Here is a 20,612-nt window from a genome sequence, read left to right as displayed (position 1 = left end):
AACTGATACTAATGAACCGAGAGTCTTAACCTTACAACTCGGAGTTGTTTTGGGTTACGCAGAAGTTATTACTAGATGAGAAAATCATCGAAAAGAGAATAGAGATTGAAAAAACAGTTTGTTCCGGATTGATAGATGGGTATTGATATGAGATAATGGTAGAAGATATCAATACTAATTGAAAGAGACAGGATATGTCTGGCGGTAATAGCGCGGTGGTCCCACCTGACCCCATGCCGAACTCAGAAGTGAAACGCCGTAGTGCCGATGGTAGTGTGGGTATTACCCATGTGAGAGTAGGGTGCCGCCAGACTTTTAAATTTAATATATACATACCAAATACGGTGGAGCGGTAGTTCAGTTGGTTAGAATACCTGCCTGTCACGCAGGGGGTCGCGGGTTCGAGCCCCGTCCGTTCCGCCACCTTATTTAGGGGCGTAGTTCAATTGGTAGAGCACCGGTCTCCAAAACCGGGTGTTGGGAGTTCGAGACTCTCCGCCCCTGCCACAAAAATAATGATTCTGTTTTAAATTTAATCATTTGCTCATTTTTGATAGAATAAATAAAAGAATTTTATTTACAGATTAACTTAGTCAATTATAATTTCTGCCCAGATACTTTTACAACCTAGAGGATAGAACATGGCTGAGAGTTTTGTAAGTCAACAACGTTTTTTTGATAATAAGAATTATCCAAGAGGATTTTCTCGTCACGGTGACTTTACTATTAAAGAAGCTCTTATTTTGGAAAAACATGGGTGTGCTTTTAAAGATCTTGATACAGAAGTTAGAAAACCTACTACAGCAGAAGAAAAATCATTTGTTGCCGTTTGTAAAGGTAAAAAGGAGCCATCAACTGATTTCGAAAAAACTTGGCTAAAATATCTTTCTCGTATAAATAAGCCTAAACGCTTTCATACATTATCCGGCGGGAAGCCTCAAGTTGATACAACTGATGATTTTGTCGATAGTGATGACTAATTCTTTTAACCGATATTTTTGTGTAATTGAATTAATAATCGATCCATAGAACGATAACTTAATGCTTCTGAAATATGTTTTCGTTCTATATTTTCTGACGAATCTAAATCTGCAATTGTACGCGATACTTTTAATATACGATGCCACGCCCTAGCAGAGAGTCCTAATTTTATCAATGCTTGTTCTAAATATTCATTATTTTCATCTGATAATTTGCAATAGCATTGTATTTCATTTGCACTTAACTGACTATTTAATTTATTATTTCTTTTAAACTGAACATTTCTTGCTTCTAAAACTCGCTGTTTTACCGTTTCGGTTGATTCATCGGAAGTCTTTTTTTGACTTAAGGTGCCTTTAGGCAATAAAGGTACTTCAATAGAAATATCAAATCTATCGAGAAATGGTCCTGAAAGTCGATTTAGATAGCGAATTGTTTGCTGGGGTGTAGTTCTATTGTGTGTTCCTTGATAATGTCCTGTAGGGCTTGGATTCATTGCTGCTATTAATTGAAACTTAGCAGGAAATTTTATTTTTGCGTTTGCTCTTGAAATGATAATTTCACCTGACTCAATTGGTTCTCTAAGAGCGTCTAATACTTTTCGGTTAAATTCTGGTAATTCATCTAAAAATAAAACCCCATTATGTGCTAGTGATATTTCTCCAGGTTTAGGTATTGTTCCTCCACCAACTAATGCTGCTGCTGATGCGCTATGGTGAGGTGATCTAAACGGCCTTTTACGCCAGTTTTTAATTGATCCATTTGGACTAACTAGACTAGTTATTGCAGCACTTTCAAGTGCTTCTTCATCAGATAATTGAGGTAACAGGGAAGTCAAACGAGTTGCTAACATAGTTTTACCTGTTCCAGGAGGTCCAATTAATAGTAAATTGTGACCTCCTGCGGCTGCAATTTCTAATGCTCTTTTGGCTTGTTCCTGTCCGATTATATCTTGTAGGTTTGATAAATTATTATCAATATCTTTGTATTCACGATATTTGACTGCTGGCAAGTCAATTTCGTTATATAAATATTGGCATAACTCTAATAAGTTATTAGTGATTAAAGTATTGTTTTGGTGAATTAAAGAAATTTCAGATTGATTTTCTGCAGAAATAATTAATGTGCGATTTTTCTTTTTAGAAGAAATAGCTGCTGGAATAGCTCCTTTTACTGCTCTAATATTACCTGAAAGGGCTAATTCTCCCAAAAATTCATAATGTAATAGATTATCTGTTGGAATTTGCTCTGTAGCGGCAAGAATAGCGATAGCTATTGGTAAATCGAAGCGACTTCCTTCTTTTGGAAGATCTGCAGGAGATAAGTTAACAGTTATTTTTTTTGAAGGAAAAGTAAAACCACTATTAATAATAGCACTTCTAACTCGATCTTTAGCTTCTTTAACCGTTGCTTCAGGCAGACCAACTAAAACAAAACCTGGTAACCCGTTACTAATATGAACTTCAACGTTTATCAAAGGTGCTTGTATTCCAATAGATGCTCGAGTATAAATAATTGCAAGTGACATAGTTTTTAATTATTAACATATTGAATTGTACTATTACAGTATTAGAAATAGTTAGCTGACTATTAAAGTCATTTTTATTAATGGGATATGTCACGCAATAAATAATCTGATTTTGCAGTAATCTCAATTTTTTTTGTTTAAAGTTAATTTTGAAATAAATAATGATATAAAAAATAAACAAGTATTACTTAATACAATTGATGGCCCTGTTGGTGTGTCGTAAATAAAAGAAAATATTAGTCCTGTAATCACTGATAACATACCAATTATTATAGCAATTATTGCCATTGCCTCGGGAGTTTTTGAATAATATTTGGCTGTTGCGGCAGGGATGATAAGTAAAGATGTAATAATCAGAGCTCCAACAAATTTCATCGATAGACCTATTGTTAGCGCCAACAGTAGAGTTAAAAGCAATTTTGTTATTTGAACATTAATACCGTGACTAAAAGCTAACTCTTCACTTACAGTAATAAATAAAATGTCATTCCATCGCCAAAGCAATAAGGCACCAATAAATGCTACACAAGTAGTAATTTGATAAAGATCAGAATATGTTACTGATAATAGATCACCAAATAAGTATCCCATTAGATCGATTCGGATATTATTCATTAAACTAATTACAACTAAACCAAGAGATAATGCACTATGAGCTAAAATACCAAGTAAACTATCAATTGGAAGTTGTTTTTGGGCTTCTAACCAAAGTAACCCTAAGGCCAGTAAAAGAGTTACAAAAATGACTGCATAAAATAAATTTATATTCAGTAAAAAGCCAAAAGCGATACCAAGTAAAGCTGCATGGGATAGAGTATCACCAAAATAGGACATTCTACGCCAAACAACAAAAGTACCTAAAGGACCTGTTATGCTCGTTAAGCATAATCCTGCAAATAAAGAAGGTAATAATAACTCAATCATTATGTTTTTTTCCATAACAAGACATAGCAATTTGCCTATGTTGATCAATAGTGGGGGAGCAGCAATCATGTTGATGATTATGATGATGTTTATAAACAGCGATTTGTGAAGCCCCATGTTGGCCAAAAAGAGAAATAAACTCAGGATCGTTAGATACAATAGCAGGTGTGCCAGAACAACAAATATGATGATTTAAACAAATTACTTCATCTGTTTTTGCCATAACTAAATGAAGATCATGAGAAACCATTAATACACCGCAATTAAACTGTTTTTTTGCATCAGCGATTAGATCATATAATAATACTTGACCATTAACATCCACGCCTTGAGTTGGTTCATCAAGAATCAATAATTGAGGTTGCTTTGCTAAGGCTTGAGCTAATAATACGCGTTGCAATTCCCCACCCGATAATTGATGCATAGATTTATTAATCAAATATTCAGCTTTTACCATTGATAACGTATTAAAAATTTTTTCGGCATTTAACTGTTTATTTAAGTGCATAAAACGTTTAACAGTAATAGGCAGAGTGGTATTTAAATTGATTGATTGCGGTACATAACCAATTGTTAAATTGGTTGAACGCTTAATTGTTCCTGAAGTAAATGGAATTAAACCTAAAATGACTTTTACTAGAGTTGATTTACCTGCACCATTGGGGCCAAGTAATGTAATAATTTGATTAAGATGTATTGCTAACGAAACATCATATAATATTTTTTGATGGTCAATTTCTACTGAAACACTATCAAGAGAAATTAGTGGTGTCATATCGTTAAGAGCCCTTGCCTACAACAATGTTATGTTATATTATAACAATTAATGTTTTTATTCTATCATACTTTTAAATATAGGATATATGGTGTGAAAAAATATATTGCACAAAATAGTAAACAATTAATCTGTTCTTTAATGATATTTTGTTCATTAATATTTATGCAAACTATCACTAATATAGCTAATGCGACAGTTATTTCATCTGTAAAGCCCATTGGGTTTATTACTGAAGCCATTGCTTCAGGAGTAACTGATAATGATATTTTACTTCCTGATAGCGCATCTCCCCACACTTATTATTTAAAGCCCTCTGATTTAGCAAAACTTAAATCAGCCGAACTTGTGGTTTGGGTCGGTGAAGATATGGAAGCTTTTATGCCAACAATTTTAAAAAATATAGATAAGCAAAAGCAAATTGAATTAATGGCTGTACCAGAAATCAAATCGTTACTTAGAACCAGTCATGATGATCACGGAGATGATCATTCTCATGATGAGGTCAATCAAGATCACCATGGTGAATATGATGAGCATATTTGGCTTTCACCTAAAATTGCTAAAATTATCGCACAATCAATTCATGATAGACTTGTTACGCTTTATCCAGATAAAAGCATATTAATTGATGAAAATTTAAACGAATTCATTACTAAACTCACAGAAACAGAACAAAACATTGCAAAAAAACTAATTACCGTACAAAATAGAGGGTATTTTGTGTTTCATGACGCCTATGGGTATTTTGAGGCACAGTTCGGATTAAAAAAACTAGGCAGTTTTACTATAAATCCAGCAGTTCAGCCTGGTGTTCAAAAAGTTTATGCTATTCAACAGGAGCTCAAAGAGCACCAAGCAGTATGTGTATTTCGTGAGCCACAGTTTAGCCCTGCAGTTATTGAAAAATTAGTGAGTGGAACAGATGTTCGAATTGGAGAATTAAATCCATTAGGAACGAGTATAACACCTTCAAAAGGTGCATATTTACAATTTTTAACAAATTTAACACAGCAACTGTTGGATTGTTTAGATAAAAATTAGTTTTAGTAATAAATAGTTAAGGTTAATTTTGGCAAGAAAAATAAAATCCTTCAGTATTGAAAAAAATAATTTTAAAATTCCCTATTTTTCAATATTGGGCGTTCTTTTTATTGTTATTTTATTTACTGCTCTGTGGCGTCCGCTCAATTTGGATCGAACAATTTATGTTCCTTTAACTCCTCAAGTTGAAACTACTGTAAATGATAATTCCAGCTCTATTGATGGCGATGGAAAAGTCGAGATAGTAAATGGAAAAATGGCTACCGTTGCTGAATCATCTGATGTTCCTGAAGATGAGATTGTTAAAGATGAATTAGATGATATCGTTGATGGTAAAGATAATGCAGTACAATATACTATTGTTCGTGGCGATACACTGCATGATATTCTAATTCGTTATAATGTTAATAAAAATGATATCTATCAATTAACAACAAAATTTAAGCAACTTGCAAATCTACGAATTGGTCAACAAATTAGTTGGACAACTGATGATAATCATAATTTGCAAACTTTTAGTTGGACAATATCAAGCAATAATATTCGAATCTATGAAAAATCGGGTGATAAATTTATAGAAAGTTCTGAAACTGCTGAAGTCATCCCACAAAATATTGTTATAAAAGGTGACATTAAATCTAGTTTTGTTGCCGATGCTCGAAAAAGTGGGTTAACTAGTAATGAAATAGGTATTATTACTCGTGCTTTACAGTGGCGCTTAGATTTTCGTCGATTACAAGTTGGTGATAAATTTTCAGTTGCTCTAACACGGGAAATGCATGGTAAAAGCTTATCTAATAGTCAGTTGTTAGGTATTCGAATTAAAAATGGAAATAAGGATTATTATGCTATTTTAGCTGATGATGGTAAATATTATGATATTAATGGTAACAGCTTATCGCAGAGTTTTTTCCGTTATCCTTTAGCGAAAAAAGCACGTGTTTCTTCTGGATTTAATCCACGTCGTTTACACCCTGTTACAGGACAAATAGCCCCTCATAATGGTGTTGATTTTGCTGTATCACGTGGTACTCCTGTATTATCCGTTGGTAATGGTGAAGTAGTAATTGCAAAATATAGTGGTTCAGCGGGTAACTATATTGCTATTCGGCATGGTCGTCAGTATATGACAACTTATATGCACTTGGATAAAATTTTAGTTAAACCAGGTCAACAAGTTAAACAAGGCGATAAAATCGGCCTATCGGGAAATACAGGGCGTTCTACTGGACCTCATCTTCATTTTGAATTACATATTAATAACAAGCCAGTTAATCCATTAACAGCAAGTTTACCTATTTCAGAAGGATTAACAGGTAAGTCGAGAAAGGCATTCTTTTCAAAAGTTAAAAGTATTAGCTCTCAACTAAACTTTTAAGTTTATATATTTGTTTTTATATTTAAACCTTTACTTACCTGGCCTTTTTAAAAAAGGTGGTCAAGGTACCCTTAAAAATTATGTTATCATAAGCTAATTATTATTTAATAATAAATGTTAGGTGCAGTTTGAAAAAATCAACTAAAATAGAAAAAAAACGCTCTTCTAAAAAGACCAGAAAAAATAAAAAGACTACACTTTGGCGACGATTTTTGATACTACTATTTAAGTTGTTTCTTGTCTTTGCTGCAGTGGCAATTATTTATGGTGTTTATCTTGATCAACAAATTAAAGAACGGATTGATGGAAATGTATGGGAGTTACCGGCTGCAGTTTATGGACAAATTATTGATCTTGAACCAGATAGTGAATATAGTCTAAATGATGTGGTAACAATATTAGTTGGTGCGCAATATCGTCAACAAGATACCAAAGCTACTCGTCCAGGCGAATTTATTGTAAGAAATGATGCGGTTGAAATTTATCGTCGACCTTTTACTTTTCCTGATGGTGAAGAGCAAGCTTTTAGAGTCAGAATAACTTTTTATGAAAACCGTATTGATCGTATTACTAATCTAGATTCAGGGCGTGATTTTGGATTGCTTAAGATTGATCCTAAATTAATTACGATGATGCATTCTCCAAATGGTGAACAACGGTTGTTTATTCCATTAAAGAAGTTTCCTGATTCATTATTAAAAACATTAGTCGCAACGGAAGATAAACGTTTTTATGATCATCATGGCGTAAGTTTATACTCTATTGGTCGTGCGATTTTTGTTAATTTAACAACTGGCCGTACTGAAGGTGGAAGTACATTAACTCAGCAAACAGTCAAAAACCTTTTTTTAACTAACGAACGTAGTTTAAGTCGCAAAATACGTGAAGCTTATATGGCTCTTATTTTGGATGGACGCTATAGCAAAGAACGTATTTTAGAGCTTTATTTAAACGAAGTTTATTTTGGGCAAGCGGGTAGTGAAGAGATCCATGGTTTTCCATTAGCAAGTCTTTACTATTTTGGTCGCCCAGTTAATGAACTGACATTAGATCAGCAAGCGGTACTTGTTGGTATGGTAAAAGGAGCTTCATTATATAATCCTTGGACACAACCTCAACAAGTTATTGAACGCCGTAATGTAGTTTTAAAACTTGCTCAGCAGCAAGGTATTATAGATGATGAGTTATATAATTTATTAAGTCAGCGCCCACTATCAGTTTTACCCAAAGGTGGTGTAATTTCGCCACAACCAGCATTTATGCAAGTTGTGCGTAGTGAACTCCGAAAACAATTAGGCGATAAAGCAGAACATCTGTCTGGTATGAAGATTTTTACTACCTTTGATCCTGTAGCTCAATCAGCTGCAGAGCAAGCGGTAACTAACGTAATTGAGAAACTGCGAAAATCAACTAATAAAGAATTACAAACAGCAATGGTTATAGTTAGCCGAGAAACTGGAGAAATTCGTTCTATCATTGGTAGTGCTGAACCTCGTTATCCAGGATATAACCGTGCTTGGTTAACTCAGCGAGCAATTGGTTCATTAGCTAAACCATCAACTTATTTAACTGCACTAGGGCAACCCGACCATTACCAACTTAATACTTGGCTTGATGATAAACCTTTATCAATAAAGCTTGATGGTAATGGTTATTGGGAACCGAAAAACTATGATCGTAAATTTCGTGATCGTGTTATGTTAGTAGATGCTTTAGCACTTTCGCTTAATGTGCCAACAGTTAATCTAGGAATGGCATTAGGGCTTGATGCAACAAGGAATACTTTACAATCATTAGGTGTATCAACAGACCGTATATCTAATTTACCATCAAGATTACTAGGTGCTTTAGAATTAACACCGTTAGAAACGGCGCAGATGTTTCAAACGATAGCTAATAATGGTCAACGATCTCCACTTTCTATTTTAAGATATGTATTGACCGATAAAGGTGAGCTAGTTTATCAAAGCTACCCACAACAGCTTCAGGCTGTATCTCAACAATCGGCTTATTTAACCACTTATGCTATGCAACAAGTTGTTAACACGGGGACATCTCGTTCATTAAAAGCTAAATATGGTTCATTTAATTTAGCAGCTAAGACAGGAACAAGTAATGATTCTCGTGATAGTTGGTTTACAGGGATAGATGGTAAAAATGTTGCTGTTGTTTGGATTGGTTTAGATGATCATTCTCCAATGAAATTAACAGGAGCAACTGGCGCCTTAAAAATTTATAGTGAATATTTACAAAATAATCCACCAAAGAAATTAGTATTGCCACTACCTCAAAATATTTTTATGGTACCTATTGATAGTGATGGGCAGTGGCAATGTGATGGAAGTGGTATTCGCTCTTTACCTGTATGGACAATTAACCCTCATAGCTTATGCTCGGCCAATAACCAGCCTACGTCCGTTCAGCAGACACCAACTTGGGTTACTGACCTATTAAATAACTAAATGGAAATTATATGCCTGAATTACCAGAAGTTGAGACAAGTCGTCGAGGTATTTTGCCCTATTTGAAAGGACAGATTATTGATAAAATTATTGTTCGACAACCTAAACTACGTTGGCCCGTTGATAAGGCTATAAGCAATGTGCACGGGCAAGTAATTTTAGATATAAAACGTCGTGCAAAATATTTATTATTACAGTTACCCAATAATTGGCTCGTAATTCATTTAGGGATGTCTGGACGTTTACGTATTTTAAAAAATCCACAAAAAGCAGAAAAACATGATCATATTGATTTAATTCTAGAAAATGGTGTCACTCTACGTTATACCGATCCTAGGCGTTTTGGATCTTGGCTTTGGGCAAATTCGCTAGACGAAATATCTCAATTACAACATTTGGGACCAGAACCTTTAAGTGAAGAATTTTCAGCTGAATATCTATTTGAAAAAGCAAGGAGTCGAAAAGTTCCCATAAAAAGTTGGATTATGGATAATCATATTGTGGTTGGGGTCGGTAATATTTATGCTTCTGAATCGTTATTTATGGCAAAAATCGACCCTACTCGAAAAGTAAACTCCTTACAATTAAATGAATTTGAAAGGCTTGTAGCTGCTATTAAGCAAGTTCTTACTAAATCAATTAAACAAGGAGGAACAACACTCAAGGATTTCCTGCAGTCTAATGGTAAACCTGGGTATTTTGCGCAGGAGTTACAAGTTTATGGACGCGAAGGTGAACAATGTCTGATTTGTGGTACAGAAATAAAATCACAAAAAATTGGACAGCGTAATACTTTTTATTGTGAATTTTGTCAAAAATAGAAATACTTATTAAGCCAAAATTATCACTTTTGGCTATTTGTCAAATGGCTTTAACATTTTTAATACATCCCTTCTACCGCTTATATAAAAATATCTTATGAAACTCTTTAAACCTTACCTAAATAGGATTAGTATAAGCAATTAGATTTAGAATAATTATTTTTAATATCACTTTGATTATTATATATAATCAAACAATTAAAAGATAAAAATCTTTTTATTTTAAAGGCTATAGACTTGTGACTAGATATCGACTATCTTTCTCAGGGTATAATTGTTAATGGTTTGTAAAGCTTAATATATGGAATTAATTAGAGACAGCATATGAATTCCTAAAAGCTTGGTTTTCTGTTTTTTATGATTTTATATTTTATTCAACTCTGTGTATCTTATTTTTATTAAGGAATTTAAGATGATCAAATTCGCCTCCCGCTTTTTGGCAACTTGTTTTATTTTACTTTTTACCTCAATGGCTAATTCTGAAGTTAGAATTATTATTACTGATGGAGTGAGCTCAGCTAAACCTATAGCTGTTGCCCCATTTAAATGGACAGGTGGTGGAGAACCTCCACAAGCCATTGAAGAAATTATTGCTTCTGATTTGCGTAACAGTGGTAAGTTCAATCCTATTGACGTTAATCAAATGCCTCAGAAACCGACAACAGCTTCAGAGGTTACTCCAACTGTATGGAACAAAGTTGGTGTTTCAGCTGTTGTTGTTGGCTCAATACAACCTGATGCGTCAGGAAAATATCTTATAAATTATCAATTAGTCGATACAATTAATCGTCCAGGTACAGTTTTAGCTCAAAATCAATTCTCTATTGAAAAGCGTTGGGTTCGTTATGCAGCTCATACTGCAAGCGATGAAATCTTTGAATCACTAACTGGTATTAAGGGTGCATTTAGAACACGAATTGCTTATGTTGTAAAAATGACTAAAGGGCCGTTTTCGCACGAATTAAGAGTGTCTGATTATGATGGTTATGATCAAATTACTGTTCATCGTTCTAAGGAACCATTAATGTCTCCTACTTGGTCACCAGATGGGAAAAAAATAGCTTATGTAACTTTTGAAGGAGGGCATTCTTCATTAGTGTTAAAAACTCTGGATAGTGGAGCTGTACAAACAATAGCTTCTTTCCCTCAACATAATGGAGCACCAGCATTTTCTCCAGATGGTAGTAAATTAGCATTTGTTCTATCTAAAGGTGGTAGTTTAAATTTATATATGATGAATTTAAGTAGTAAGAAAATTACTCAAATTACCTCTAGCCGTAGTAATGATACAGAACCATCTTGGATGCCAGACAATCAAACAATTGTTTATACTTCCGATCAAGCGGGTCGACCTCAGTTATATAGTATTAATACCAATACTGGCGAATCGCAAAGGGTAACTTGGGATAATACGCAAAATCAGAATGCTAAAGTGTCACCTGACGGCTCTTTTATTGCAATGATATCAACTAATAATGGTGAACAGCATATAACTCGATATGATATGGATACAAAAACCTATCAACGTTTAACTGATACTTTTTTAGATGAAACCCCAAGTATTGCACCGAACGGTACAATGATTATTTATAGTTCATCTCAGGGATTAGGTACAATTTTGAACCTTGTATCTACAGATGGTAATTTCAAAGCAAGGTTACCAGCAACCGATGGGCAAGTAAAATTCCCTGCATGGTCACCATATTTATAAAGACAGCTTAAAAAAACAACTACATTTCAATTATTAAAATTGTGTAAAGTTTAAGGTCGTTATAATATATTACTCTAATCTTTCAGGCCTGTAATGGGCGTTACTTAGAAGTTGGTTAGATATATAAATAGAATTTATTCAAACAACAGGAGTTTATACAATGCAATTTTCTAAATTTCTTAAAGTAGCAGCGGTTGCTTTACCATTAATCGCTGTAACTGCTTGCTCATCTAATAGCAGCCAAACCGTTAGTGGTAATTTAAATGGTGCTTTATCAAAAGAAGCCTTAGAGCAACTTCAAAAATTACAACAAATTAATACAGTTTATTTTGATTTTGATAAATATAATGTTAGATCTGAATATGCGACATTATTAAATGCACATGCTGAATTTATTCGTACAAGTAACATAAAAGTTGTTATTGAAGGTCATGCTGATGAACGCGGTACTCCAGAATATAATATCGCATTAGGTGAACGTCGTGCTGCTGCAGTTAAATCATATTTACAAGGTAACGGTGCTTCTGCAAGTCAAATGGAAATCGTTTCTTATGGTAAAGAAAAACCTGCTGTGTTAGGTCATGATGAAGAAGCGTATGCTAAAAATCGTCGTGCAGTAGTAACCTATGTAGGATACTAATAACATCTTATAGCGGCTGATTATTCAGCCGTTTTTAATTTTAAGTTTACACTGAGTCTTATATAATATGCATAAAAAAATACTCACATTACTTTTATTCCTTTTATTTACTGGTTGTGCAGCAAGTAGTTCCGACATTGATCAAACGGTTCAAGCACAAGGACAGCTATTGATTGAAAACCAACAAAAAATTAGCGATTTGCAAGCAGATGTAGATACTCTTCGTGGTCAGTTAGAAGAGACAAAATATCAACTTAATCAGATAATTGAACGCCAGAAAATGATTCTTCAACAAATGACTAATAGTTCAGGATTTTCTTCAAATACCGATTTTGATTTACAAGGAGAAGGATATAGTTCAAAAACATCTTCAGATCCTACTTTGTCCAAATCTTCATCAGATTTATCTGGATGGGTAACTACTGGCGATGATAAAGCGGATTATAATTTTATAATCCGATTTGTTAATGAAGGCAAGCAAAATAACGAGGTTATTGATGCCTTTAAAAAACATCTGAAATCTTATCCAAAGTCTAGTTATCGAGCTAATGTTAACTATTGGCTAGGTCAGCTTTTATATAAACAAAGTAAAAAAAATGATGCTTCATTTTATTATGCTACTGTAGTAAAAGATTTTCCGTCTTCTTCCAAAGCTGCTGATAGTCTTTATAAAGTGGGGTTAATTTTACTTGATAAAGGAGATACCAAAAAAGCTAAAACTGTTTTTCAACAAGTAGTGAATAAATACCCAAAAGATAAGAATGCGGTAGTGCTTGCTAATAAAAAGTTAGCGTCACTAAAATGAAATGTATAAATAATCAGCTATTAGAAAAATGTAGCAATAAAGTGGTTGCGTAGTAATACAATTATAAGTATTATAGCACCCCGAAATTACTTATCGTTTCAGCTATTAAGCGCATAGTAGTTCTTATCAAATGGGTCGTTAGCTCAGTCGGTAGAGCAGCGGACTTTTAATCCGTTGGTCGAGCGTTCGAATCGCTCACGACCCACCATTATTAAATTTTAAAATTTAACCAGTAAATTTTTTCCAATTAAAGAAAGCAATAAGTTTTTTAGGAAAATGATCTTAGCAAACATAATATTGATAAATATTTTACGATAAGTTCCTTTTTATATTGATCAGCTGCACCTAAATAAGAAAAAACTTTCTCTCAGTTTTATACTCCTATCTTTTGAATCGCTAGTTACTTGCTGATTCTAAATTGATCCTCGCCAAAAAAGTGGACAAAAGTCGCCTCTATGATATAAACAAAAATCATAGGAGACAAATATTATGGTCAAAAAATTTAGTATCGAATTCAAACAACAATCAGTGGATTATGCGTTATCTAATGTACACCTTTCTATCAGCGAACTTGCCAACCATCTAGGTGTGGGTAAATCAACCCTAGATAAATGGATTAGGCAACTTTCCCGGAATAAAACTAGCCGTCGAGAGTTAACCGCTGAGCAACAGCGGATAATGGCGTTAGAAAAAGAGATTAAAGAACTGAAAATGGCTAATGATATACTAAAAAAGGCGCATGTGTACTTCATCAACAATCCAAGTCGATGAAGTACGCTTATATGAAAAATCATTTAACCTGCTATCCCGTTACTAGGATATGCTCATTACTTGGTGTCAGTTCATCGGGTTATTATGCTTGGTTAAAAAGAGCAAACAAATCAGCTAAACTCAGCGAGTATATCCAAAAACAGTATTGGCAACATAAAGCCCGTTTGGGTGCGCCAAGCCTGCTTCATGATGCAAGAGAAGCGGGCTATCAAGTTTCAGAAAGGACAATTAGCCGTGTTTTGCAACAATTGGGATTACGTAGTTTGAGATTACATAGTAAAGCAGCACGTAAATTCAAGTATAAAACAGACACGGCTCATCACAATATTGTGCCCAACACGTTAGATAGGCAATTTAACCCTGATAAGCCTAATAAAACATGGGTAACTGATATTACTTATATTAAAACAGGTGAAGGTTGGTTATATTTGTCGGTGATTATCGATTTATATGGACGAAAAGTGATTGCTAGGCAAACCAGTCGCTACATAGACCGTCATTTAGTGTGTAATACATTAAAACAAGCCTTATTTCGGCGTCACTTTCCTAAAAATGTACTCATTCATAGTGACCAAAGAAGCCAATATTGCAGTGCAGATTTCAAGCAATTATTATTACAATATGGGCTAAGGCAAAGCATGAGTCGAAGAGGAAACTGCTTTGATAATGCGGTTGTTGAGAGTTTTTTTCATACACTCAAAACCCATATTATTCATGACTGTTACTATAAAACGAGGAAGCAGGCTAATAAAGCACTATTTGAATATATTGAAATCTATTATAATCGGATACGCCGTCATTCAGCCAATGGCTGGGTATCACCTGAACAATATGAACAACAATATTACCAAAACAAAAAAATGATAGAGGCGGGCACTGTCTAATATTTTGGCGAGGATCACTATTGAGTAGCTGGGCTATCTCTTTTTTATTCTTTCCGGCTTGTAATAATACGAAAATCTGGTATCTTTCCTTCCTAGAAAGGTGATTATAATGCATAGCAATCTCCAAACTGTGGTGGTGCGAAGGTGCTAGTATAAATCACCTTTCTACTTTCTTCACTCCACCGTGTTTAAAATTGCACTTCATGTTTGAATCCAGGTCTTTAGAAAGAATAAATTTATTAGCCATAAAATAAATAGTCAATCATCTTCTGGAAATACTACATCAGGAAATACTTCATTAAATTTAGGGTGAAAATTACCAGCCGCAATGGCTTTGAGTTCGTCTATATCTGCTGTACTTGGGGGGATAATTCCAACTTCATATAAATCTTGTAGAGCCTTTATATAGAGAGGATAAGCGGCATCATAAGCGGCTTGGTCGCCTGTTTCTTTAATTGAGCTGAAGTAGTGGCAAAACTTGATTTTTTCTCGTTTAACCGCCTGTTTTGCTGCGTCAATCCAAGGGTAAATGCTGGGATCTGGTGTTTTCATGATGTTTCCTTATTCATCGTTATAAATCAAGTGCGCCGAAATGGATCATAGACATAAAGAAAAAAGTCAAAATTACCATACCAATAGTGGTGGGCATACTAAAGTAAGCATGGCCTAAAAGGTAGCTACCCACACACCAAGCAATAATCAGCAACCACGCAATGATATGCTTCACGTGCGAATTGGATGCCAATAAAAACCAGTACCGCAATCAAAAAGCTGCTGGAAATTGGCCAAACTATTAGGCTGATAGCCACAAACTCGAAAAATACAACATTGTAAGCTTCAGTATTAAATTTATATTTTAATAAATCACTTTGCAAGCTCATTTTTTGCCTCCCTGTTGTCAAACTGGTTTTAATAAGCTGTCTTATGTAATCAGCTATACTGATTTTATGATAAAAGCAATATTGGTCGAGTTGTTCTCGCAGTGCCATCAGTAAATCAATAGTGGTTCGCTTCATGCCGCAGGCAGGGGTATTGATTTTCTTCATTAGTGTAGTATATCCTTATCTTTTGCTATATATAGCATCAACTTAAAAAAAGCGATCCGCATAAGCTGCTGTAGTACCCACTTTTAAGTATAGCTAAATGAAATAGCATGATTTTCTAAAATTTTTTGCAAAGATTGAACTATTCAATAAGCGATAACGCGATCTTTATTCGGATTTATTGGTGATTACGCTATAATGGCGCTAATTTTTTAATTAGTAAAGTTAGAATAGCAATGGCGTTAAAAATAACCAATAAATGTATTAATTGTGACATGTGTGAGCCTGAGTGCCCAAATGAGGCAATCTCAATGGGGTTTGATACTTATGAAATTGATCCCAATAAATGTACAGAATGTGTCGGTTATTATGATCATTCGACTTGTCAGCGAGTTTGCCCTATTCAAAATGCTATCATTGCAGATCCTGAACATATTGAAACAAAAGAAGAGTTATTAGTAAAATTTGAGGGGCTTAAGTCTTCTTAAATCAGTTTAATTTAATATCAATTCGAAGTTCTTTTGGAATTTCAAAAGTGATATTTTCTAAAATGCCATCTGTCTCAATAAGTGATGTGCAACCTAAGATTTTTAAATGATCAATCACCTGTTGTACTAAAATCTCAGGCGCAGAAGCACCTGCTGTTACGCCGATCGTATGTGTGTTTATTAACCACTCTTTTTGGATGTCAGATGCAAAATCAATTAAATAAGCTTGTTTGCTGTTTCGCCTTGCTAGCTCGGCTAGGCGATTTGAATTAGACGAATTTTTAGAACCTACGACTAAAACAATGTCTGCGCGTGATGATAATTGTTTCACTGCTTGTTGGCGATTGGTTGTGGCATAGCAGATATCATTTTTGCGTGGGCTGCGAATATTAGGAAAACGTTTTTTTAAAGCATCTATAATTTGAGCTGTATCATCAACGGATAAAGTTGTTTGAGTGGTAAAGCAAAGATTATTTTGGTTTTTTACCTGTAGCTTTTTTACATCATCAATTGATTCGATTAAATAAATACCACCTTCGGGATTGTTATATTGTCCCATTGTACCATCTACTTCAATATGCCCAGCATGGCCGATTAAAATAACCTCTTCACCACGATAACTCGATCTAGCCACTTCCATATGTACTTTGGTTACAAGTGGGCAAGTGGCATCAAAAACACGGAGTTTATGTTGTTTGGCTTCCTCACGGATAGCTTTAGACACTCCATGCGCTGAAAAGATAAGAATTGAGTTATCGGGTACTTCGCTAATATCTTCAATGAAAATTGCCCCTAATTCTTTTAGGCGATTAACGACATAGCGATTATGTACTACTTCGTGACGAACATAAACTGGTGCGCCAAACAATTCTAGTGCACGTTCAACAATTGTGATAGCACGATCTACACCAGCGCAAAAACCGCGAGGATTGGCCAAAATAATTTGCATACTATACAGTCTTCTTTGGTTTTTTATAATTACTGAAAATAAATAGTCCAATACCAACGCAGATTGCACAGTCAGCAATATTAAAAGTTGGATAGTGCCAGTCACCAAAATTGACATCTAAAAAGTCAATCACAAATCCATGATAAAGACGATCAAATAAATTACCTAATGCACCGCCTAAAATCATTGATAACGACAAGTTCTCTAATTTTTGTTGGCAAGTGTTGCGGTATAACATGCGTACTATCACGGCACTGATAATTAAAGCGATAGCAGCAAGCATCATACGTTGCCCTTCAAAAATGCTAAAGGCAGCGCCAATATTGCGTACATAAGTGATAGAGAAGAATGGCAAAAGATTCACTGATTCAAATAGCGAGAAATTATTTATAATCCAAAATTTACTTGCGATATCAATGATAAAAACAATGATTGCAAATAATAACCAGTAAAGTCCATTATCTTTTTTCATATAGTTTGTGCTCATTATTATGTTTCCGCCGACAATCGTCGACGGAAAAGGTACTAGATTGCTTAAGGGATTGGCATAGCTCCATTTAATTTACTAAATAGATTGCTATGCGAAATGCCTTACCTCGCCTTTGCCGTGAATGTTTTCTTCACAACGCTTACATAAATGTGATGTTGGCTCATTATCGACGGTATAGTGCCAGCAACGAGGGCATTTATCACCTTGTGCTTTAGCGAGTTCAATTTTTAGTCCTTGAATATCGCTTTGTACAGCATTTTCTGGTGCTTCTTGTAATAGTTTTACGCTAGCTTGTGATGTTAGTAATACAAAGCGTAATTCGTTTTCTAATTTAGCTAATGTTGCTGCAATATCTTTATCAGCATAAAGCGTAACAGCAGCTTCAAGCGCACCACCAATCACTTTATCATTACGACCTTGTTCAAGCACTTTATTCACTTCGCTACGAATGGCTAAAATCTGAGCCCAATATTCGCTATTTAATGCTTCGCTTTCTGGCAATGTAAATAGTGCTGTATACCACTCATCTTCAAAAACAAATTCTTGTTTATCAGCCATTGGCAGATATTGCCAAATTTCATCAGCAGTGAATGATAAAATAGGTGCAATCCAACGAACCATTGCTTGCGCAATATGATATAAAGCAGTTTGGCAACTGTGACGGGCAATACTATCACTTTTTGCTGTGTATTGGCGATCTTTAATAATATCTAAATAGAATGATCCCATTTCGATTGAGCAAAATTGCATAATACGTTGTACGACTTTATGGAAATCATAATTTTCATAAGCCTGAATAATTTGTTCTTGTGCTTCTTTTGCCATACTAACCGCCCAGCGATCAAGTACAACCATATCTTCTGGTTTTACCATATCTTTAGCTGGATCAAATCCATTTAAATTCGCCAGTAAAAAACGTGCGGTATTACGAATACGGCGATAACTATCGGCAGCTCGTTTGATAATTTCTTCCGAATAACTCATTTCGCCTGAATAATCGGTCGATGCAATCCATAGGCGTAAAATATCAGCCCCAAGTTTGTTCATCACTTCTTGTGGTGTCACAATATTACCTAGTGACTTAGACATTTTACGGCCTTGACCGTCAACTACAAAACCATGTGTTAATACTTGTTTATAAGGGGCTTTATTATCAATTGCTGTTGATAACATTAATGAAGACATAAACCAACCGCGATGTTGATCTGAACCTTCTAAATAAAGTTCTGCATCATGTCCTTCAAATTCAGGGCGTGCACGCACAACAGAAGAGAATGTTGATCCTGAGTCAAACCAAACATCTAACGTATCAGGTACTTTACGATAATCATCAGCATCAGGACCTAAAAGATCTTTAATATCAGCATCCCACCAAGCTTGAATGCCATCTTTTTCAACTAGCTGTGCAACTTTTTCAACTAATGCTAGTGTATCAGGATGAAGTTCTTCGGTCTCTTTGTGAACAAACAACGTCATAGGTACACCCCATGTGCGTTGGCGAGAAATACACCAATCAGGGCGATTAGTAACCATGGTTTCAATGCGTGCTTGTCCCCAATCAGGGATCCAACGAACTTGCTTAATTTCTTTTAATGATTGGGTTCGCAGACCTTGTTTATCCATGCTAATAAACCATTGTGGTGTTGCACGATAAATAACAGGTGTTTTATGGCGCCAACAACATGGATAGCTATGTTCAATATTTTCAAAGTGTAATAGTGCGTTATGTTCTTTTAATATTTCAACGACAATTTTATTCGCTTTAAAGACAAATAACCCATCGAGACCAGCGCCCGTTCCTGGCAAGTAACAACCATTACCACCAACTGGATTTGCCACTTCAAGACCATATTTTTGACCGACCATAAAGTCTTCTGTACCATGTCCGGGAGCGGTATGCACAGCCCCTGTACCAGCATCAATTGTAACGTGTTCGCCAAGTACAACTGGTTCATCAAAATCAAGGAATGGGTGTTTAAAACGTAGCAACTCAAGAGCATTACCTTGGCAGCTACCTAATACTTTCCATTGGTCGATATTGGCGCGTTGCATTACAGATTCAACTAAATCAGTTGCTAAAATTAAGCACTCTTTATCATTGATTTGAACAAGTTGATATTCAAAATCAGCATTTAAAGCTATCCCGCGGCTAGCTGGTAATGTCCAAGGCGTGGTTGTCCAGATAACAGCATAAATGGTTAAATCAGTATTGATACCAAATTTATTTGCTACGGCTTGATTATCAACAGCTTTAAATTTCACATCAATTGCTGGTGATGATTTATCATAATATTCAACTTCTGCTTCGGCTAAAGATGACATACAATCAGTACACCAATAAACAGGTTTAGCGCCTTTAACTAAATGACCGTTTTTTATCACTCTACCTAACGCACGGATAATATTCGCTTCGGTATTGTAGTCCATTGTACGGTAAGGGTTTTGCCAATCACCTAGTACGCCCATACGGATAAAATCAGCTTTTTGTAGTTCAACTTGTGAAGCGGCATAATCGCGGCAAATTTGACGAAACTCAGCAGGTGTTACTTTTACACCTGGTTTTCCTACTTGCTCTTCAACTTTTTGTTCAATCGGTAAGCCATGACAATCCCATCCTGGAATATAAGGGGAATTATAACCGCTTAACCCTTTTGATTTGATAATAATATCTTTAAGGATTTTATTAACGGCGTGACCAATATGTAGTTTTCCGTTTGCATAAGGAGGGCCATCATGCAGAATAAAGTTTTTTTTACCTTTTTTGGCCGAGCGAATTTTGCGATAAAGTTCTTTATCGTACCAATTTTGTAACATTGCTGGTTCGCGTTTAGCAAGATCTCCTCGCATTGGGAATCCAGTTTCCGGTAGATTCAATGTATTTTTATAGTCTGTCATGCTGATTTATTCCAGTTAAATGT

18 protein-coding genes, 3 tRNA genes, 1 rRNA gene and 1 pseudogene are annotated in these 20,612 nt (G+C 35.0%); 14 read left to right on the top strand and 9 right to left on the bottom strand.

Features of this window, described 5'->3' with window-relative positions:
* The first annotated feature begins 197 nt into the window (after positions 1–197).
* From rrf to A9G38_RS11085, 4 genes are all read left to right on the top strand, one after another.
* Positions 198–313: ribosomal RNA gene (gene rrf, locus A9G38_RS11100) — 5S ribosomal RNA — on the top strand.
* A 33-nt stretch (positions 314–346) separates the two neighbouring features.
* Positions 347–423: transfer RNA gene (locus tag A9G38_RS11095), tRNA-Asp, on the top strand.
* 8 nt (positions 424–431) lie between these two features.
* Positions 432–507: transfer RNA gene (locus A9G38_RS11090), tRNA-Trp, on the top strand.
* A 134-nt stretch (positions 508–641) separates the two neighbouring features.
* Positions 642–980, top strand: coding sequence for a DUF413 domain-containing protein (locus A9G38_RS11085; protein WP_034914792.1), 339 nt, complete (start codon positions 642–644; stop codon positions 978–980).
* A 5-nt stretch (positions 981–985) separates the two neighbouring features.
* Here the strand turns inward: A9G38_RS11085 and A9G38_RS11080 are convergent, their stop codons facing one another.
* The 3 genes from A9G38_RS11080 to znuC form a co-directional block, all read right to left on the bottom strand.
* Positions 986–2,509, bottom strand: coding sequence for a YifB family Mg chelatase-like AAA ATPase (locus A9G38_RS11080; protein WP_034914789.1), 1,524 nt, complete (start codon positions 2,507–2,509; stop codon positions 986–988).
* A 123-nt stretch (positions 2,510–2,632) separates the two neighbouring features.
* On the bottom strand, positions 2,633–3,433 hold the full coding sequence (gene znuB / locus A9G38_RS11075; RefSeq protein WP_034914786.1) for a zinc ABC transporter permease subunit ZnuB: 801 nt from the start codon (positions 3,431–3,433) through the stop codon (positions 2,633–2,635).
* Complete coding sequence (gene znuC, locus A9G38_RS11070) at positions 3,426–4,208, bottom strand: zinc ABC transporter ATP-binding protein ZnuC (RefSeq protein WP_065623271.1); 783 nt, start codon at positions 4,206–4,208, stop codon at positions 3,426–3,428. The genes znuB and znuC overlap by 8 nt, the downstream gene beginning before the upstream one ends.
* 141 nt (positions 4,209–4,349) lie before the next feature.
* Between znuC and znuA the strand changes: the two genes are divergently transcribed.
* The 9 genes from znuA (at position 4,350) to A9G38_RS11020 (ending at position 14,724) form a co-directional block, all read left to right on the top strand.
* On the top strand, positions 4,350–5,252 hold the full coding sequence (znuA, locus tag A9G38_RS11065; protein ID WP_065610657.1) for a zinc ABC transporter substrate-binding protein ZnuA: 903 nt from the start codon (positions 4,350–4,352) through the stop codon (positions 5,250–5,252).
* Positions 5,253–5,280: 28 nt separating this feature from the next.
* Complete coding sequence (gene mepM, locus A9G38_RS11060) at positions 5,281–6,630, top strand: murein DD-endopeptidase MepM (RefSeq protein ID WP_034914784.1); 1,350 nt, start codon at positions 5,281–5,283, stop codon at positions 6,628–6,630.
* Between the two features lie 128 nt (positions 6,631–6,758).
* Positions 6,759–9,092 carry a bifunctional glycosyl transferase/transpeptidase gene (mrcB, locus tag A9G38_RS11055; protein WP_051634324.1) on the top strand — a complete coding sequence of 778 codons (2,334 nt, stop codon included), beginning with the start codon at positions 6,759–6,761 and terminating at the stop codon, positions 9,090–9,092.
* 11 nt (positions 9,093–9,103) lie between these two features.
* The gene (gene mutM / locus A9G38_RS11050; protein ID WP_034914781.1) at positions 9,104–9,913 is read left to right on the top strand and encodes a bifunctional DNA-formamidopyrimidine glycosylase/DNA-(apurinic or apyrimidinic site) lyase; all 810 of its coding nucleotides are present in this window, start codon (positions 9,104–9,106) and stop codon (positions 9,911–9,913) included.
* A 415-nt stretch (positions 9,914–10,328) separates the two neighbouring features.
* Positions 10,329–11,624 (top strand): Tol-Pal system beta propeller repeat protein TolB, encoded by a 1,296-nt coding sequence (tolB, locus tag A9G38_RS11045; protein ID WP_034914794.1) that lies wholly within the window; start codon positions 10,329–10,331, stop codon positions 11,622–11,624.
* 160 nt (positions 11,625–11,784) lie between these two features.
* A complete protein-coding gene (gene pal, locus A9G38_RS11040; protein ID WP_034914778.1) occupies positions 11,785–12,264 on the top strand; it encodes a peptidoglycan-associated lipoprotein Pal in 480 nt (159 codons plus the stop codon).
* 67 nt (positions 12,265–12,331) lie between these two features.
* Positions 12,332–13,069 carry a tol-pal system protein YbgF gene (ybgF, locus tag A9G38_RS11035; protein ID WP_034914776.1) on the top strand — a complete coding sequence of 246 codons (738 nt, stop codon included), beginning with the start codon at positions 12,332–12,334 and terminating at the stop codon, positions 13,067–13,069.
* A 132-nt stretch (positions 13,070–13,201) separates the two neighbouring features.
* Positions 13,202–13,277: transfer RNA gene (locus A9G38_RS11030), tRNA-Lys, on the top strand.
* A 281-nt stretch (positions 13,278–13,558) separates the two neighbouring features.
* A protein-coding gene (locus A9G38_RS11020) for an IS3 family transposase (protein ID WP_141671805.1) occupies positions 13,559–14,724 on the top strand; the annotation gives its coding sequence in 2 pieces (ribosomal slippage) (positions 13,559–13,805 and positions 13,805–14,724; 1,167 coding nt in all).
* Positions 14,725–14,746: 22 nt separating this feature from the next.
* Here the strand turns inward: A9G38_RS11020 and A9G38_RS12975 are convergent.
* The 3 genes and pseudogenes from A9G38_RS12975 to A9G38_RS11010 all read right to left on the bottom strand — a co-directional run.
* Positions 14,747–14,839, bottom strand: a pseudogene (locus A9G38_RS12975) (helix-turn-helix domain-containing protein); the annotation flags it as partial.
* A 143-nt stretch (positions 14,840–14,982) separates the two neighbouring features.
* Positions 14,983–15,276, bottom strand: coding sequence for a hypothetical protein (locus tag A9G38_RS11015; RefSeq protein WP_065610641.1), 294 nt, complete (start codon positions 15,274–15,276; stop codon positions 14,983–14,985).
* Between the two features lie 125 nt (positions 15,277–15,401).
* Positions 15,402–15,770 carry a hypothetical protein gene (locus A9G38_RS11010; protein WP_034911288.1) on the bottom strand — a complete coding sequence of 123 codons (369 nt, stop codon included), beginning with the start codon at positions 15,768–15,770 and terminating at the stop codon, positions 15,402–15,404.
* A gap of 233 nt (positions 15,771–16,003) precedes the next feature.
* Between A9G38_RS11010 and A9G38_RS11005 the strand changes: the two genes are divergently transcribed.
* Positions 16,004–16,255: a YfhL family 4Fe-4S dicluster ferredoxin gene (locus tag A9G38_RS11005; RefSeq protein ID WP_034911286.1), complete on the top strand. Its 252-nt coding sequence runs from the start codon at positions 16,004–16,006 to the stop codon at positions 16,253–16,255.
* Position 16,256: 1 nt separating this feature from the next.
* Here the strand turns inward: A9G38_RS11005 and ispH are convergent, their stop codons facing one another.
* The 3 genes from ispH to ileS form a co-directional block, all read right to left on the bottom strand.
* Positions 16,257–17,204 (bottom strand): 4-hydroxy-3-methylbut-2-enyl diphosphate reductase, encoded by a 948-nt coding sequence (gene ispH / locus A9G38_RS11000; RefSeq protein WP_034911285.1) that lies wholly within the window; start codon positions 17,202–17,204, stop codon positions 16,257–16,259.
* Between the two features lies 1 nt (position 17,205).
* A complete protein-coding gene (lspA, locus tag A9G38_RS10995) occupies positions 17,206–17,676 on the bottom strand; it encodes a signal peptidase II (protein ID WP_034911295.1) in 471 nt (156 codons plus the stop codon).
* A gap of 105 nt (positions 17,677–17,781) precedes the next feature.
* Entirely contained in the window at positions 17,782–20,589 is a 2,808-nt protein-coding gene (ileS, locus tag A9G38_RS10990) for an isoleucine--tRNA ligase (RefSeq protein ID WP_034911283.1), read from the bottom strand.
* Positions 20,590–20,612 lie beyond the last annotated feature (23 nt).

The sequence above is a fragment of the Gilliamella sp. Imp1-1 genome (assembly GCF_001690415.1).
GTDB classification, from domain to species: Bacteria; Pseudomonadota; Gammaproteobacteria; order Enterobacterales; family Orbaceae; genus Gilliamella; species Gilliamella bombi.
Note: the sequence above shows the minus strand (reverse complement) of the source record. Positions and strands in the feature narration are given on the sequence as shown.

Bases quoted from the DNA above. Each gene is read 5' to 3' on its own strand.
- A9G38_RS11005 (WP_034911286.1), top strand. From the start codon at position 16,004: ATGGCGTTAAAAATAACCAATAAATGTATTAATTGTGACATGTGTGAG.
- mutM (WP_034914781.1), top strand. From the start codon at position 9,104: ATGCCTGAATTACCAGAAGTTGAGACAAGTCGTCGAGGTATTTTGCCC.
- znuB (WP_034914786.1), bottom strand. From the start codon at position 3,433: ATGATTGAGTTATTATTACCTTCTTTATTTGCAGGATTATGCTTAACG.
- ileS (WP_034911283.1), bottom strand. From the start codon at position 20,589: ATGACAGACTATAAAAATACATTGAATCTACCGGAAACTGGATTCCCA.
- pal (WP_034914778.1), top strand. From the start codon at position 11,785: ATGCAATTTTCTAAATTTCTTAAAGTAGCAGCGGTTGCTTTACCATTA.
- A9G38_RS11085 (WP_034914792.1), top strand. From the start codon at position 642: ATGGCTGAGAGTTTTGTAAGTCAACAACGTTTTTTTGATAATAAGAAT.
- znuC (WP_065623271.1), bottom strand. From the start codon at position 4,208: ATGACACCACTAATTTCTCTTGATAGTGTTTCAGTAGAAATTGACCAT.
- A9G38_RS11010 (WP_034911288.1), bottom strand. From the start codon at position 15,770: ATGAAGAAAATCAATACCCCTGCCTGCGGCATGAAGCGAACCACTATT.
- lspA (WP_034911295.1), bottom strand. From the start codon at position 17,676: ATGAAAAAAGATAATGGACTTTACTGGTTATTATTTGCAATCATTGTT.
- ispH (WP_034911285.1), bottom strand. From the start codon at position 17,204: ATGCAAATTATTTTGGCCAATCCTCGCGGTTTTTGCGCTGGTGTAGAT.
- A9G38_RS11080 (WP_034914789.1), bottom strand. From the start codon at position 2,509: ATGTCACTTGCAATTATTTATACTCGAGCATCTATTGGAATACAAGCA.
- A9G38_RS11015 (WP_065610641.1), bottom strand. From the start codon at position 15,276: ATGAAAACACCAGATCCCAGCATTTACCCTTGGATTGACGCAGCAAAA.
- ybgF (WP_034914776.1), top strand. From the start codon at position 12,332: ATGCATAAAAAAATACTCACATTACTTTTATTCCTTTTATTTACTGGT.
- znuA (WP_065610657.1), top strand. From the start codon at position 4,350: ATGATATTTTGTTCATTAATATTTATGCAAACTATCACTAATATAGCT.